This is a genomic window from Mycobacterium sp. FW102-FHT13B02 (genome assembly GCF_058790275.1).
In genome coordinates this window covers 134490-147900 of sequence record NZ_JBYTCM010000015.1, presented here as the reverse complement: position 1 = coordinate 147900, position 13411 = coordinate 134490, and the positions used below count along the sequence as shown (strand labels likewise).

Genomic DNA, 13411 nt, shown 5'->3' with positions numbered 1-13411 from the left:
ATACCCCAGCCGAGCGCTTGCGTGATCTACTACGGGCTCAATAACCAGCAGTGTTGCGACAACCCCTAGAAACCGCCTGGACGCTGGGGGCCTTTTTGGATCTACTGACAGGAGACGTGCCTATGGCAGGTCAGGTAGTCGGCACAATCTCGATCAAGGTCACCCCTGATACCACCCGATTCCGGCGAGAGCTACACGCCGAGCTTGAGGAGATCGAGAAGGCCGAGAAGGCCAAGGTCCGCGTTGAGGCGGACTTCGACAAGGACGGACTCAAGGAAAAGGTGCAGGCCGCCGCCGAGGAGGCCAGTGCCAAAACGAAAATCCGGGCGGACTTCAACTCGGATTACTTGAAGGGTCGCATCCTGAGCGACCTCCAGCACTTCAAGCCGAAGATTGAGATCGACAGTGTGCTCAAGCCTCCCAGCATCCCCACCGGGATGCTGGGAGGTGACGGGTTCGGTGGTGGTCTCGGCACTGCCGGCGGGGGATTCTCGGGCGGCAGCTCGGGGCTGCTGATCGGCGCGGTGTTCGCCGCAGCGGCACCCGCAGTCGGGCTGGTGTCCGGCCTACTGGCCGGCATCCCGTCGCTGCTGAGCGCAATCGTCGCACCCCTCGGTGCGGTCGCGATTGGGTTCGACGGCATCAAGAAGGCGATGGTGGACAGCGGTATCGCCTCGGAGGACAAAAAGGGCAAGCTCACCGGGATGGGAGCGCAGCTCCAGCAGATGAAGGAGTCGGTCAGCTCCGCGTTCGCCACTGGACTGACACCTGTGTTCCAAGAGCTGCTGACGCTGACCCCGGTCCTCACATCGGGGTTCACCGGGATGGCTCAACAGCTCAGCAGGACGGCAAGGGGCATCACAGACGTGGTGACCTCCTCGGGTGGTATGGCCCAGGTCGCCACGATCTTCGGTCAGGTCGGCAACTTCGTCGGGGCGATGACCCCGGCGCTGCAATCGTTCACCAAGACATTCTTGACGCTCGGTGCTGACGGGGCCAAGAATCTGAATCTCCTCGCGGCCCCGCTGAATACGTTCGCCGTTTCGTTCGATCAGATGATCGGACGGGTATCGCAAAGCGGTGCGCTGGAGAAGTCGTTCGGCGGGCTGTCGCAGGTGCTCGGGTCGCTGGGCGACGGCTTCACCAAGCTGTTCGAGTCGGGCATCAACGCAATGGGCCAGCTCGGCGGGCCGATCAGCACGCTAGTTCGCGGGCTGGTCGACAGCTTCACCGCGGTAATGCCGGCGCTGACCGGCTTCTCGGGAGCAATCGGGAACGTCCTCGGGTCTCTCGGTTCGGCGATAGCCCCTGCGCTGCAAGCGGTTTCGGTCCCGCTGGGGAACGTACTCAACACGCTGGGGAACCTCGTGTCGAGCAACATTGCGACACTCGGGCCGATCTTCACGCAGATTGGCGATGCGCTCGGTACAGGTCTGCAGTCAGCACTAACGACCATCCAACCGATGTTGCCGGGCCTGATGAGCACGGTTCAGCAGATGGCCGGCGCACTGAGCGAGAAGCTGGCAGCGACCCTGCCGCAGCTCGCCACCTCATTCGGTCAGCTGGCGGGCGCCGTGATGACGATTGCGCCCACGGTGCTGGAGTCGGTGGCGCAGGCGTTCACCGCGATGGCCCCGGCGCTGCCCAACCTCGTGGCCGCGCTGCCGCCGCTGGCTACGGCGTTCGCCGGCTTCCTGACGTCGGTGACGCCGCTCGTGCCGCAACTGGCTGGGCTGGCCGCTCAGTTCGTCGGGATGCTGCCGTCGCTGACGCCGATTGCCGGCGCCGCGATGGCGGTGGTTGGTGCGTTGTCACAGCTGGCATCCGGTGCGCTGGACGCAGCCGGGAAGGTGGCCCAGTTCGCTCAGGGTGTGGTCACCACGGTGTCGGCGCTAGGTCCCGCGATCAGCGGGGCCGTGAGCGGGTTCGGCACGCTGTTGGTAGGCGCAGGCAAGGCCCTGATCGAAGGTCTGATCAACGGCATCAAGTCGATGGTTGGCAGCGCCATCGCGGCTGCAAAGAGCTTGGCCGGTGACGTGGCTGGCGCGGTCAAGGGCGCCTTGGGTATTCACTCCCCATCGCGGGTGTTCGCGGAACTCGGCCAGTTCACAGCGCAGGGTTTCCAGACGGGTCTGGAGAGCGGATTTCAGGGTGTGATCGCCTCGGCTACCGCTCTCGCTAGCCAGCTTCAGGATGCAGTCGGTAAGGGCATCGTCCCCGCAGGACTGCGGGACAACGTCAAGCAGGAGCTACAGGCGATTAGCCAGGAGTACGCACAGCTCAGGCTCGACCGTGACCAGCTGGACCCCAAGGACAAGGCCGGGCGCAGGGCCATCGCTGACCAGATGCACGAGCTACAGACCGCACGGGACCGGCTCAAGCTCGGCACCGAGCAACTGGGCACGTTGAACGCGGGCGGCCCGTCGTCGGACTCGATGAACCAAGCGGCACAGCTGATCACCTCTTCGCTGGCCAAGGGTCTTGACACTGCCAAGGGGTTCGCTATGGCGAACGTCAACCAGTTCGAGCAGGACCTCGGTATCTCGGGCCAGGGCGCGATCCCGACGATTGCCAACACCGGCCTGCAGTGGGGGTCGCAGATGTTGAACGGCGCCATCAGCGGCGCGTTCGGTGCTGGCAAGGCGGGTGGGGACACCCACTTCCACGTCCAGTCGACCGACGAAGCGATGGCCCTGCAGCGAGCCGAGCAAGCCCGCAAGGGAATGACATACGCGGGTAGGTAACTACCCGCTCCAGAGGTCCCATCTCTCCGATGGGGCCGGCCCGCCAACGTAGTAACCCGAAGGCCCCCGGCTCTCTTGTGAGCCGGGGGCTTTCACCACTCCAAGGGAAGGAAACCAACGTGGACCATCTCCACATCGACATCCCCGACACCGCACGGGTAACCCCGCTGCCCGACGTCGGACCGCACCGAGACCACCCGCTAGCCGGGTGGATCATCACCGGAGCCACGATCACGAAATACGAAGAGTCGCAGCGATGACCGCAAGTCTCTGGTCGGGCCCACAGGCCCGCCGTGAGCGCGCTGAGGCAGACCGCGAGACCGCGTATCAGCGGCTCGTGGAAACCACCGTGGAGTACAACGCAGCCATCGAGGCTGCCGGTGATCTGCCGTGGTTCAAAGACCCCGTGAAGCTCGCTCGACTTGAGCGCCGGATACCGGGCATCACCGAGATGACCGAAGACGAGCGCCGCCGTGCGCTGTTCAACCGACACCGAGAGGTAACCCGATGAGCGACACCGTAGACATCGCAGCGGAGGCCCCCAGCGGCCCCGCTGACGAGCAACCGGCACAGGCCGAGGCCCCGGCCACGCCGGAGCCCAAGGGCACCAGAGAGGCCCGTTACCGCGTCGAGAGGAACGAAGCCCGAGGCGAGCGGGATGCGTTGGCAGACCAGCTGACTCAGCTCCAGACGCGAGAGCTTCACCGTCTAGCAGCCGAGCACCTGGCGCAGCCCGAGGACATCGAACTGTCTGGCCGGGCACTGGCTGACTACCTCACCCCCGAGGGGTGGCTCGATGCTGACGCCGTAGCCGAAGCGGCTGCCTCGTTGGTCCAGTCCCGCCCAGGACTGGCGAAAAACCTCACCCTGCCCGCCGTGGACCCGTCGCAGGGTCACGGAGCCCGAAGCGGCACGACTACCCCGACGTTCGCGGGGTTATTCAGCTAGGAGCAGGTATCCCCGAGTGGCACAAGAGCCGGGTTCGACTCCCGGCCGGGGAGCGTGACAGGACCGTCCGTGGCGGTCTGTCCCAGCAATGCGTCTGTGGCGCAATAAATCCCGTCTGCACGACGGGTAAGTACGGGTCCGTGGCCCGTCCTTGATTCCGAGGCATCAGCCAAAAGGGTTGGTGCCCTTGTTGTTTCAAGGAGAAACATGTCTGTTGTAAACACCGGTCTCGATCAGGCTTTCAAGCCCGAGTCCTACGGCAAGCTGGTCGACACCGTTATCGATTCAAATTCGATTGCGTTCAACCCCGCTATTGCCACCGTGCTGAACATCAGCACCGAGTCCATCCGTATCCCGCTGCTGACCGGCGACGTCTCCAGCGGCTGGTACAACGAGCTGGACTCGATCACCGAGGCAGACCCGGCTACCGATGAGCTGGTCGTCACCCCCAAGGGTGTCAAGGCGTACACCGTCGTCAGCAATGAGTCCGTCGAGGACACCTCACCGGCTGTCGCCAACCTGATCGGCAACTCGATTGGCCGCAGCATCGCCAAAAAGATTGACGCTGCGCTGTTCTCGCTGGCCGCTGTCACCAAGGGGCCTCAGCTCCCGCTCGGCGTCGGTGCGTATTCGTACGTGGATATCGCCGTGGCTTCTGCGACGTTCGATCACGTCATGGCGGGCATCAAGCTGGCTAAGGACAACGGGGCCGACCCGACTGCTGTAGTGATCAACCCCGCCGTAGAGCTGCAGTGGCGGCAGATCAAGACCGCGACCGGATACTCGTCGTACCTCGTGCAGGACCAACTGCTGGCCGACGAGCAGCGGCGTGCCGGTTACGCCGGCTTCACCATCGGCGGCGTGCCGGTGTACGTCAGCCGTGCTGTCGACGCGCTCACCGCGGCGTGGATTGTCGACGCTGCGCAGGTGTTCACCGTTCGCCGGCAGGGCACGGCCATCGTGGCCGACAAGTCCGCAGTGTTCCAGCAGGACGGCACCGCCGTTCGCGGTGTCGCCCGTGTCGATTTCGGCGTGACCAACCCCGCGGGTGTTGTGCGTCTGTTCGACCACGCCTGATCGGTAGCCCTCTAACGCAGAGGCCCCCGGCTCACAAGGCCGGGGGCTCTCTGTGACCCCCACCAATCACGAGAGGACCCGTGTCTACAGACACCCCGCGCCAGACCGCAGGGCCACAGGCCAAGCGGAACCGCAGACGCCCAGCCACCATGAGCCAGCACCTGCGTGCAACCACAGCACGCGTCGAGGTCTACCGCCAGACCCTCGGCCCGGACCTAGCCGGCAGGCTGGCACACCACGCAGGGCAGATGGTGTATCACCACGAGCGGTTCACCGCAGAGTTGTCGCGGCTCAACGCAGCGATGCGAGACGTTGGCTTGCCATCTCCGCAGGTCACAGAGGATATGTGGGACCCGCAGTAGGCCACCACCGGAGGGGGTAGTGACCACCCTGCCCCGGGCACGTAGACCGGCAGGTAATGCGGGAGGTCGATCCGATGCGACTCAGAACCTGGTTTTTTCAACAGTCAGTTAGGAGGGTGCGGGATGAGAGCACCATCGGGGCTGCAGGCCCCCGGTAGGAAACTGTGGCGGGAGATTACCGCCGAATTTGAACTCGATGACGAGCCCCACAAGCGCCAGGTGCTCGCGCAGGCGTGCAGGGTGGCCGACATCGTGGCCGAGCTGGACGACGCAGCCGACGACGGCCCGCTGACCGTCAAAGGCTCTATGGGACAGCAGGTTATCTCCCCGCTGATCGCGGAGGCGAGAGCCCAGCGGAGCCTTCTGGCCCAGCTGCTGGCCCGACTCGACTTCGAGCAGGCCGGATGACTGGCCGGCTCGGAAAGACTCGCCGCAGGAAGCGTCAAGGCCCCGAGATGGCCCTCAAGGCCTCGGTGGCCGACTACTACCGACACGTGCTGTCGATGCCGGCCCATGAGCCGGGCGAGCCAGCACCGACGTACAGCGATTATCTGAAGTGGGCGGCACAGTGACCACATACGCATCGGCGTCCGACGTAGCGGCCCGACTAGGCCGCGAGCTGACGACCGAGGAAACCACTCTCGTCGGAATCCGACTGGCAGACGCCGAGAGGATGATCAGGCGGTCTATTCCTGACCTCGCGGCCAAGGTGGGCGACGAGACCATCGACGTCGAAGACGTCAAACAGGTCGAGGCAGACGCCGTACTGCGCCTGGTACGCAACCCCGAGGGCCTGCTATCCGAGGGTGACGGGAACTACCAATACCAGGTGCTCCGGGACATCGCCTCTGGCAAGCTCGAAATACCCCCTGCGGACTGGGAAACGCTGGGGGTCAACACAGTTGGCATGTTCTGCATTGCCCCGAGACCCGTAGGGGGTTAGTCGTGAGTCTGTTGGACAAGGGAACTGAGACCGTGACCGTCCATCCGGTCGTAACCAGGACCGACGAGGACGGGAACACCATCACCGAGGCGTCCACCACGGGGACGCAGTACCAGGCCTCGGTGCAGCCGATGGCCGCAGGGGCGCAGGCCGAGACCAACCAAACCGGCTTCGAGACCGTCTCCCGGTACCGGCTACGCCTCGTGGGCTACCCCGGCTTGCTCGGCGCCCAGGCGCAGGTCGAGTGGCAGGGCAAGCGGTATTCCATCGTCGGTCAACCGGAGCAGCACACGGGCAGCCGGCGAACGGCACACGTCACCTACGTGATGCAGCGGAGCTGACGAAACCGACGAGTGCCGGGGGTACCGTGATTTCCTGCGGCCCCGCCAAACGAATATGCAGGAGAACTAATGGGATTCTGGCCAGAGCATGAACCCGCTCGCAGCGGTGAACCGTCCGACGAGTTCACCGTCGCGCAATCGCTCCACACGTTCACCGAGCGGCACAAGCGGGACGGCACAAAGCCGTCTGAGCGGGACCTGATTTCCCTGCTGTGCGGCTACGTGCTCGAACTCGAAGAGAAGATGGTCCACATGCAACGCCGCCTTATCGAACTCCACGGCGAGTACTAAGCAGGAGCGGTTTCTATGCCGTAGCCAGCTTGATGTACTGCTGAATCTTTGTTGTTGTGTGTGCAGCCTTGACGTTGTACTGCGCGACCTCGATGTTGCCCTTCTCATCGATGAGGAACGTCGAGCGGATGACGCCCTGCACTGTCTTGCCGTACATCGTCTTCTCGCCGAACGCGCCGTAGGCGGTGAGCACCTTGCGGTCGGGATCAGACAGCAGCGGGAACGTCAGGCCCTCGTTGTCGCGGAACTTCGCGAGCTTCTCCGGCTTGTCGGGGGAGATGCCGACGACATCGAGTCCGGCCTCGTTCAGTTCGGCCAGGCTGTCTCGGAAATCGCAGGCCTGCTTGGTGCAGCCCGGTGTCGAGGCCGCGGGGTAGAAGTAGACGATGACCTTGCGGCCCTTGTAGTCCGACAGCTTCACCGTGTTTCCGTCGGCGTCGGGCAGGCTGAATGCGGGGGCTTTGGCGCCCACTTCGAGTCGCGGTGTCGGTGCCACCGGGGTGTCCCTTCTGTCGGCCAAGCGTTGCTGTTACGACAAGCTGCTCTAGGGTAGAGCGCCAAGGTGCAACGCGAGCTGGAGGGCTGAAGTGGCTGACCGGAATCCTGACGAGATCAAGCAGGAAATCGATCGTGCACGCGATCAGTTGGCGTTGACGGTTGACGCCCTCGCAGAGCGGGCAAATCCCCAGCGGCTGGCGGACGACGCCAAGGCCAAAGCCATCGAGATAGCTTCCAAGCCGGCGGTGATCGCAACGTTCGCCGGACTCGGCGTTGTCGTACTGGTGGTGGTTATCCGCAAAATCCGCGGATAAAGCGACTCTCTAGTTCCCTCGACGCGGCGTCAGCCAGCCTGGCAGCCAGCTGCGGGGAGGATTCGCCACCCGGCCCAGCCGGGTGCAGTTATGGACGATGACCAGGGTGTCGTCGGCTGCTGTCACAACGTCGGCGTTGGGCGCTGCGTAGACGGCACCGGCAATGGGTGTCATCAGCTAACCCCCTCCAGGCGACGTTATCTATATTTCTACACCATCATGCGCGGTTTCAGCTAACTTTATCTCTGCGTGACACATCACAAAGTTGCAGGTCCATCAGATTTTTGACGATAGTTGAACGTGGGCCGCTATTGACGGTGCTGTTGCTATGTCGTGTTACTGAAGGTGTCTGCCGGCAACGTTGGAGTGACGGACGGGTGCGGCCCGTCCGGCTGTTGGAGCGGATGGAGATGTCGGGGTGTGACGTTGACGACAGCACGGTCCGGTTGCGTGGCGGTTGCTGACCTCGACGCACTGCTCATACCCGCGGTGACGACGCAAGAAACGGCGCTGACCATACGATTTCACCCTGCGGCCATCGGACTGTTAATGTCTCTCTCGCGCGCCGTTAGCTCAGTTGGTAGAGCAGCTGACTCTTAATCAGCGGGTCCGGGGTTCGAAACCCTGACGGCGCACTCCAGATACGAAAGCCCCCTCCTTCGGGAGGGGGCTTTCGTCGTTTTGTGCCAAGAGGTTGACCAACGTGGTTGGTCAACTTAGTTTGGTGACATGGCGCAGGTGGTGAAAGTGCAGGAAGCGAAGACGCGATTGTCGGCCTTGCTGGCCGAAGTCGAATCCGGCGCCGAGATCGTGATCGCCCGGGGCGACGTCCCCGTGGCCCGCCTGGTGCCGATCTCGAAGCCAGGGCCGCGTGCGATGGGGTTTGTCGCCTATCGCGTCCCGGAGACGTTCTTCGATCCGCTGCCGGAGGAAGAGCTCGCGACGTGGGAGAGCTGAAAGACGGCTACCTCCTCGATACCCACGTGTTGCTCTGGTTGCTGACCGAACCGGCCCGGTTGTCTGACGCGGCCCAACGGCTCCTGAGCGATGCGGCAAATCGACTGCACGTCTCGGCGGCGTCCGCGTGGGAAATCGCCACCAAGTGCCGGCTGGGGAAGCTGCCACTCGCGGACAGCATCACGATGAACTTCGAGCAGCACCTGCGGCGGGCAGCCGTCGAAATCATCGACATCTCGACGGACCACGCGATCCTCGGCGGGGCCATCGGCTGGGCGCACCGTGACCCGTTCGATCGGGTGATCGCAGCCACCGCGATGGTCGAGGGGATTGCGCTCGTCTCGTCCGATCCTGTGTTCGGCGGCTTGAATGGCCTGCGGGTCATCTGGTGAAAACCCAAGTGGCGGAACATCATTACCTATGACGTAATCGACTTGCCGCGCCAGCGTGGCCAAGCTTGGAGCTGACCAACCGACACGAAAGAGGTCAGCATGAACGACATCGTCACCGCCTACCTGAAGACGTGGAACGCCACCGACCCAGCCGAGAGGAACGCCCTACTCGGCGACCACTGGGCGCCTGAGGCGACGTACACGGACCCGATGGCCGACGTGGGTGGTCGCGACGCCATCTCCGGGGTCATCGGTGCGGTCCACACCCAGTTCCCTGGATTCGTGTTCTCACTCGTCAGCGGACCGGACAGCCACCACAACCAGACCCGATTTCAGTGGGGGCTGGGGCCGGCGGGGGAGCAGCCGCCGGTCGTCGGCTTCGACGTCCTGGCGACCGATGCCGACGGCCGAATCCGGTCGGTGCACGGCTTCCTGGACCAGGTGCCTGGCTGAACCTAGGCCTCGGCGGTTCGGAACGTGGCCAGTTGAGCGGTCGCCAGCGCCTGTTCGGCGTCGTACTGCTCGAACGTGGTCACCACACTGAAGCCGAGGCGCTCGGCCAGGCGCAGTGAGGCGCGGTTGGCGGTCTGGGTGACGATCACGACAGGTTGGTCGTCCAGTTCGCCGGCCGCGTACTGCAGCAACAGTCGCGCGGCTTCACTCGCATAACCCCGGCCCCACGCGTGCGGCCGAAAAACGTAGCTCAGCTCGAGCTCGTCGCCACCGGGGTGCAGATGGCCGGGAACGTCGTTGCGACGGCGGCCGAGCGTCACCGTCCCCAGCATTTCGTCGGAGTCCCCGGCCGCCACGATGTAGCAGCCGGGGGCTGCCAATAGCGTTGCCGCCCCGACTGATTCGATCGCGGCATGAACTTCATCGACGGGCCGCGGGCCGCCCAGGTACCGCCGCACCCGTTCGTCGGTCTGGGTTTCGATCAGCCCCTCGGCGTCATCGTCGCGCGCTTTACGGAGGCGGACGCGGGGCCCTTCGAGACGGACTGCTCGCAGCTCGATCACGTCACTCACGCTCGCCACTGTGCCAGTGGGTGTGGCCCGGAAAACAAACATCGCCTCACCCGCATGCGGGTGAGGCGATGTTCTACCTCGGGGTGGCTGACGGGACTCGAACCCGCGACACCCAGGATCACAACCTGGTGCTCTACCAGCTGAACTACAGCCACCATTGCTGCGAGCCTCTCGGCAGAAGCAGCGTCGTAGATATTAACCGGTTCGGCCCGCTAAGCCGAATCGGTTACCGCCGCGTCGTTCGTCGGCGGGCCCAGCTCGCCCGCGACAGCGGCGATTTCGCTGGTAGACGGGCCGGGCGCGGCTACGAACGCGGTGCCGCGGTAGTACTTCAACTCGCGGATGGACTCGTGGATGTCGGCCAGTGCGCGGTGCGCGAGCCCCTTGTCCGGCTGCCCGAAATAGATTCGCGGGTACCAGCGGCGGCAGAGTTCCTTGATCGAGCTGACGTCGATCATCCGGTAGTGCAGGAAATCATCGAGGCGGGGCATGTCCCGGGCGATGAAGCCGCGGTCGGTGGCAATCGAGTTACCGGCCAGGGGAGCGGTTTTCGCCTGTCCGATGTGGCTGCGGATGTAGTCCAGCACCATCTGCTCGGCGTCTTCGAGGGTGACCGTGGAGGTCCGCACCTCCTCGATCAGGCCCGAGCGGGTGTGCATCTTCATCACGATGTCAGCCATGCCGTCCAGTGCGGCGTCGTCGGTGTTGATCACCACGTCCACCCCGTCGCCCAGCACGTTCAGGTCGCTGTCGGTGACCAATGCCGCGATCTCGATGAGTCGGTCGGACTTGAGATCCAGCCCCGTCATCTCGCAGTCGATCCATACCAGTTCGTCACGCACGGTGTTCCAGACTATTCCCAGGCCGATCACCGGGGTATCCATACCCGGTCACCAGCGACCCGACGAAGTAGGGTCAGGCGCATGACGACCGAATCGAGTGCATCCCCCGCGCAGCAGATCGCCGCTGGTTACGCCGTCACCGGCCAGGCGCTGAACCTGGGCGCGGTCGTCGTCGACGGAGCTGTCGATGCCGGCGCTCAGGTCAAGATTCCGCTGGCCACCATCAACCGGCACGGCCTGATCGCCGGCGCGACCGGTACCGGTAAGACCAAGACGCTGCAGGTGATCGCCGAGCAGCTGTCGACGGCCGGGGTGCCCGTCGTGATGGCTGACGTCAAGGGCGATCTGTCGGGGCTCGCGCAGCCCGGCGCGGCGGGCGACAAGACCGCTCAGCGCGCGACCGACACCGGCGACGACTGGACGCCGACCGCGTTTCCCGTCGAGTTCCTTTCCCTGGGAACCACCGGTGTGGGCGTTCCGGTGCGGGCCACCGTCACCAGCTTCGGGCCCATTCTGCTGTCGAAGGTGTTGGGGCTCAACCAGACTCAGGAGTCGACGCTCGGTCTGATCTTCCACTGGGCGGACCAGAAGGGCCTGCTACTCGATGACCTGAAGGATCTGCGCGGCGTCATCCAGTTCTTGACCAGTGATGACGGTAAAGAGGAGCTCAAGGCGCTCGGCGCGGTGTCGCCGGCCACCGCGGGCGTGATCCTGCGTGCGCTGATCAACCTGGAGGCCGAGGGCGGAGACACCTTCTTCGGATTGCCCGAACTCAAGCCCGAGGACCTGATGCGGCTGGACCCACAGGGCCGCGGCATCATCACGCTGCTGGAGCTGGGCAGCCAGGCCGCGCGGCCGGTGCTGTTCTCGACGTTCCTCATGTGGGTTCTGGCCGACCTTTTCACTACGCTGCCGGAGATCGGTGACGCGGACAAGCCGAAGCTGGTCTTCTTCTTCGACGAGGCGCACCTGCTGTTCGCCGACGCGTCCAAGGCGTTCCTGGACCAGGTCGAGCAGACCGTCAAGCTGATTCGCTCGAAGGGCGTCGGCGTCTTCTTCTGCACCCAGCTGCCGACCGACATTCCCAACGACGTGCTCAGCCAGCTGGGTGCCCGTGTCCAGCACGCGATCCGCGCCTTCACACCCGATGACCAGAAGGCCCTGAGCAAGACGGTCCGGACATACCCGAAGTCGTCCGTCTACGACCTGGAGTCGGCGCTCACGTCGCTCGGGATCGGTGAGGCCGTCGTCACGGTGTTGTCGGAGGTGGGTGCGCCGACGCCGGTGGCATGGACCCGGCTGCGCGCGCCGCGGTCGCTCATGGGCACCATCGGCCCTGACGCCATCGCTGCCGCGGCCAAGGCCAGCGCGTTGCAAGCGACCTACGGGCCGACGGTCGACCGCGACTCGGCCTACGAGCGGCTGTCTGCGCAGCCGGCCCCGACCGGTGCGCCGTCTGCCGCCCCGGACACCGCGCCCGCTCCCGCGCCGGCCGAAGAACCTGACCTCACTGCCTCTGGCCGCGTCGAGGTCGAGGCCGAAGGCCCCGGCATGGTTGCGGAAGTCTTGCAGAGCCCGGCGTTCAAGAGCTTCTTGCGGTCCGCGGCGACCGTGGCCGGGCGTGAGATCACCCGCAGCCTGTTCGGCACGGCCCGCCGTAGGTAGGCGGCGGGCGGGTCGGGCTCGAGCCTGACCACACGGCGGTTTCGGCCGGCCTTTTCCGCCCTGTCGTCAGGCTCGCGCGCGGAGTTGTTGCGAATGCAACTGCAGGGCGAATTCTGGGCCGATTTTCCGCCACCCAGTTGCATTCGGCGCGGCCCGACGCCGGAGGCCGCGCCTAGCGCCCTACGACCCGCCGAGCTTCTTGTAGACCGCGCCGACGATCGGCGCGACGATCGCGCGCGGGGCGTAGCCGCTGGCGGTCGACATGGCCTTGGACGTGATGCCCGGCACGACCCGCATCTTGTTGCGCTCGAGGCCGTCCAGCGAAATCCGGGCGGTGTACTCGGTGTCGATCCACAGGAAGTCGGGGATCAGGCGCTCGACCAGGGACTGCTCGGACGGGTCCGGCAGCTCGGTGCGGACCGGTCCGGGCGCCAGCAGCGTGACGTTGATGCCGTGCGGCTTGAGCTCGCCGCGCAGCGATTCGCTGAACGTGTTGGCGAACGCCTTGGACGCGGCGTAGGTCGCGTTGTTCGGGATGGGCGAGTTGCCCGCGGCCGAACCGGAGATCAGGATGCCGCCGCCCTTGCGCTCGATCATGCCGGGCAGGACCGCCAGCACCAGATCGTGCACGCCCTGCACGTTGAGTTGCACCTGGGCCTTCTCGCCCTCGGCGGGCAGGTCGGCGACGGCGCCGAACGTCGCGGTGCCGGCGTTGGCGCACAGGATCGAGATGTTGCGCTGCGCCAGTTCCTCGCAGAGCTTGTCGCGGTCGGCCGGGTCGGTCAGGTCGCAGGCCCGGACCTCGACGGTGACGCCGTACTTGTCGGTGATGCGCCCCGCGACCTCGGCCAGCACCTCTCCGCGGCGGGCTGTGATGATCAGGTTGTGGCCGCGGGCGGCGAGTTCGGTGGCCAGCGCTTCACCGATGTTCTGAGAGGCGCCGGTGACCACGGCGCGGGCGTCGGGACTGGGAGCGGGTACAGGCATGGGGCCAATCGTAGGGACCAATAGA

At 65.1% G+C, this 13411-nt stretch carries 20 protein-coding genes and 2 tRNA genes; 16 read left to right on the top strand and 6 right to left on the bottom strand.

The window, feature by feature from the left end; all coding sequences use genetic code 11:
* The first annotated feature begins 122 nt into the window (after nucleotides 1-122).
* The 10 genes from AC3WTE_RS22885 (at nucleotide 123) to AC3WTE_RS22840 (ending at nucleotide 6706) form a co-directional block, all read left to right on the top strand.
* Nucleotides 123-2744 (top strand): phage tail protein, encoded by a 2622-nt coding sequence (locus AC3WTE_RS22885; RefSeq protein WP_492441161.1) that lies wholly within the window; start codon nucleotides 123-125, stop codon nucleotides 2742-2744.
* A gap of 119 nt (nucleotides 2745-2863) precedes the next feature.
* The gene (locus tag AC3WTE_RS22880; RefSeq protein WP_492441159.1) at nucleotides 2864-3004 is read left to right on the top strand and encodes a hypothetical protein; all 141 of its coding nucleotides are present in this window, start codon (nucleotides 2864-2866) and stop codon (nucleotides 3002-3004) included.
* Nucleotides 3001-3255, top strand: coding sequence for a hypothetical protein (locus AC3WTE_RS22875; protein ID WP_492441157.1), 255 nt, complete (start codon nucleotides 3001-3003; stop codon nucleotides 3253-3255). The genes AC3WTE_RS22880 and AC3WTE_RS22875 overlap by 4 nt, the downstream gene beginning before the upstream one ends.
* Complete coding sequence (locus AC3WTE_RS22870) at nucleotides 3252-3692, top strand: hypothetical protein (protein WP_492441156.1); 441 nt, start codon at nucleotides 3252-3254, stop codon at nucleotides 3690-3692. The genes AC3WTE_RS22875 and AC3WTE_RS22870 overlap by 4 nt, the downstream gene beginning before the upstream one ends.
* 207 nt (nucleotides 3693-3899) lie before the next feature.
* The gene (locus AC3WTE_RS22865; protein WP_492441154.1) at nucleotides 3900-4769 is read left to right on the top strand and encodes a phage major capsid protein; all 870 of its coding nucleotides are present in this window, start codon (nucleotides 3900-3902) and stop codon (nucleotides 4767-4769) included.
* A 485-nt stretch (nucleotides 4770-5254) separates the two neighbouring features.
* Nucleotides 5255-5539, top strand: a complete 285-nt coding sequence (locus AC3WTE_RS22860) for a hypothetical protein (RefSeq protein WP_492441152.1) — start codon at nucleotides 5255-5257, stop codon at nucleotides 5537-5539.
* Nucleotides 5536-5703, top strand: coding sequence for a hypothetical protein (locus AC3WTE_RS22855; protein ID WP_492441150.1), 168 nt, complete (start codon nucleotides 5536-5538; stop codon nucleotides 5701-5703). The genes AC3WTE_RS22860 and AC3WTE_RS22855 overlap by 4 nt, the downstream gene beginning before the upstream one ends.
* Nucleotides 5700-6074, top strand: a complete 375-nt coding sequence (locus AC3WTE_RS22850) for a Gp19/Gp15/Gp42 family protein (protein WP_492441148.1) — start codon at nucleotides 5700-5702, stop codon at nucleotides 6072-6074. Before AC3WTE_RS22855 ends, AC3WTE_RS22850 begins: the two co-directional genes overlap by 4 nt.
* A gap of 32 nt (nucleotides 6075-6106) precedes the next feature.
* Complete coding sequence (locus AC3WTE_RS22845; protein WP_492441146.1) at nucleotides 6107-6415, top strand: phage head completion protein; 309 nt, start codon at nucleotides 6107-6109, stop codon at nucleotides 6413-6415.
* A gap of 69 nt (nucleotides 6416-6484) precedes the next feature.
* Nucleotides 6485-6706, top strand: a complete 222-nt coding sequence (locus tag AC3WTE_RS22840) for a hypothetical protein (protein WP_492441144.1) — start codon at nucleotides 6485-6487, stop codon at nucleotides 6704-6706.
* 13 nt (nucleotides 6707-6719) lie between these two features.
* On the opposite strand, the gene bcp is transcribed toward AC3WTE_RS22840, so the two are convergent.
* A complete protein-coding gene (gene bcp / locus AC3WTE_RS22835; RefSeq protein WP_492441142.1) occupies nucleotides 6720-7202 on the bottom strand; it encodes a thioredoxin-dependent thiol peroxidase in 483 nt (160 codons plus the stop codon).
* A 91-nt stretch (nucleotides 7203-7293) separates the two neighbouring features.
* Here bcp and AC3WTE_RS22830 point away from each other — a divergent pair, with 91 nt between their 5' ends.
* Complete coding sequence (locus tag AC3WTE_RS22830; RefSeq protein WP_459368994.1) at nucleotides 7294-7518, top strand: DUF3618 domain-containing protein; 225 nt, start codon at nucleotides 7294-7296, stop codon at nucleotides 7516-7518.
* Between the two features lie 9 nt (nucleotides 7519-7527).
* Here the strand turns inward: AC3WTE_RS22830 and AC3WTE_RS22825 are convergent, their stop codons facing one another.
* Entirely contained in the window at nucleotides 7528-7692 is a 165-nt protein-coding gene (locus AC3WTE_RS22825; RefSeq protein ID WP_492441140.1) for a hypothetical protein, read from the bottom strand.
* A gap of 388 nt (nucleotides 7693-8080) precedes the next feature.
* Here AC3WTE_RS22825 and AC3WTE_RS22820 point away from each other — a divergent pair.
* The 4 genes from AC3WTE_RS22820 to AC3WTE_RS22805 all read left to right on the top strand — a co-directional run bounded on the left by AC3WTE_RS22820 (nucleotide 8081) and on the right by AC3WTE_RS22805 (nucleotide 9320).
* Nucleotides 8081-8153: transfer RNA gene (locus AC3WTE_RS22820), tRNA-Lys, on the top strand.
* A 94-nt stretch (nucleotides 8154-8247) separates the two neighbouring features.
* A complete protein-coding gene (locus AC3WTE_RS22815) occupies nucleotides 8248-8475 on the top strand; it encodes a type II toxin-antitoxin system Phd/YefM family antitoxin (protein WP_492441139.1) in 228 nt (75 codons plus the stop codon).
* Nucleotides 8463-8867, top strand: coding sequence for a type II toxin-antitoxin system VapC family toxin (locus tag AC3WTE_RS22810; protein ID WP_492441137.1), 405 nt, complete (start codon nucleotides 8463-8465; stop codon nucleotides 8865-8867). The genes AC3WTE_RS22815 and AC3WTE_RS22810 overlap by 13 nt, the downstream gene beginning before the upstream one ends.
* A 99-nt stretch (nucleotides 8868-8966) precedes the next feature.
* Nucleotides 8967-9320 (top strand): nuclear transport factor 2 family protein, encoded by a 354-nt coding sequence (locus tag AC3WTE_RS22805; protein ID WP_492441135.1) that lies wholly within the window; start codon nucleotides 8967-8969, stop codon nucleotides 9318-9320.
* A gap of 2 nt (nucleotides 9321-9322) precedes the next feature.
* Here the strand turns inward: AC3WTE_RS22805 and AC3WTE_RS22800 are convergent, their stop codons facing one another.
* From AC3WTE_RS22800 to orn, 3 genes are all read right to left on the bottom strand, one after another.
* Nucleotides 9323-9892 carry a GNAT family N-acetyltransferase gene (locus tag AC3WTE_RS22800; protein ID WP_492441134.1) on the bottom strand — a complete coding sequence of 190 codons (570 nt, stop codon included), beginning with the start codon at nucleotides 9890-9892 and terminating at the stop codon, nucleotides 9323-9325.
* An 82-nt stretch (nucleotides 9893-9974) separates the two neighbouring features.
* A tRNA-His gene (locus AC3WTE_RS22795) sits at nucleotides 9975-10047 on the bottom strand.
* Between the two features lie 57 nt (nucleotides 10048-10104).
* On the bottom strand, nucleotides 10105-10734 hold the full coding sequence (orn, locus tag AC3WTE_RS22790) for an oligoribonuclease (protein ID WP_492441180.1): 630 nt from the start codon (nucleotides 10732-10734) through the stop codon (nucleotides 10105-10107).
* Between the two features lie 81 nt (nucleotides 10735-10815).
* Here orn and AC3WTE_RS22785 point away from each other — a divergent pair, with 81 nt between their 5' ends.
* Complete coding sequence (locus tag AC3WTE_RS22785; RefSeq protein WP_492441133.1) at nucleotides 10816-12399, top strand: helicase HerA-like domain-containing protein; 1584 nt, start codon at nucleotides 10816-10818, stop codon at nucleotides 12397-12399.
* A gap of 180 nt (nucleotides 12400-12579) precedes the next feature.
* On the opposite strand, the gene cmrA is transcribed toward AC3WTE_RS22785, so the two are convergent.
* Nucleotides 12580-13386 carry a mycolate reductase gene (gene cmrA / locus AC3WTE_RS22780; protein ID WP_492441132.1) on the bottom strand — a complete coding sequence of 269 codons (807 nt, stop codon included), beginning with the start codon at nucleotides 13384-13386 and terminating at the stop codon, nucleotides 12580-12582.
* Between the last annotated feature and the right edge of the window lie 25 nt (nucleotides 13387-13411).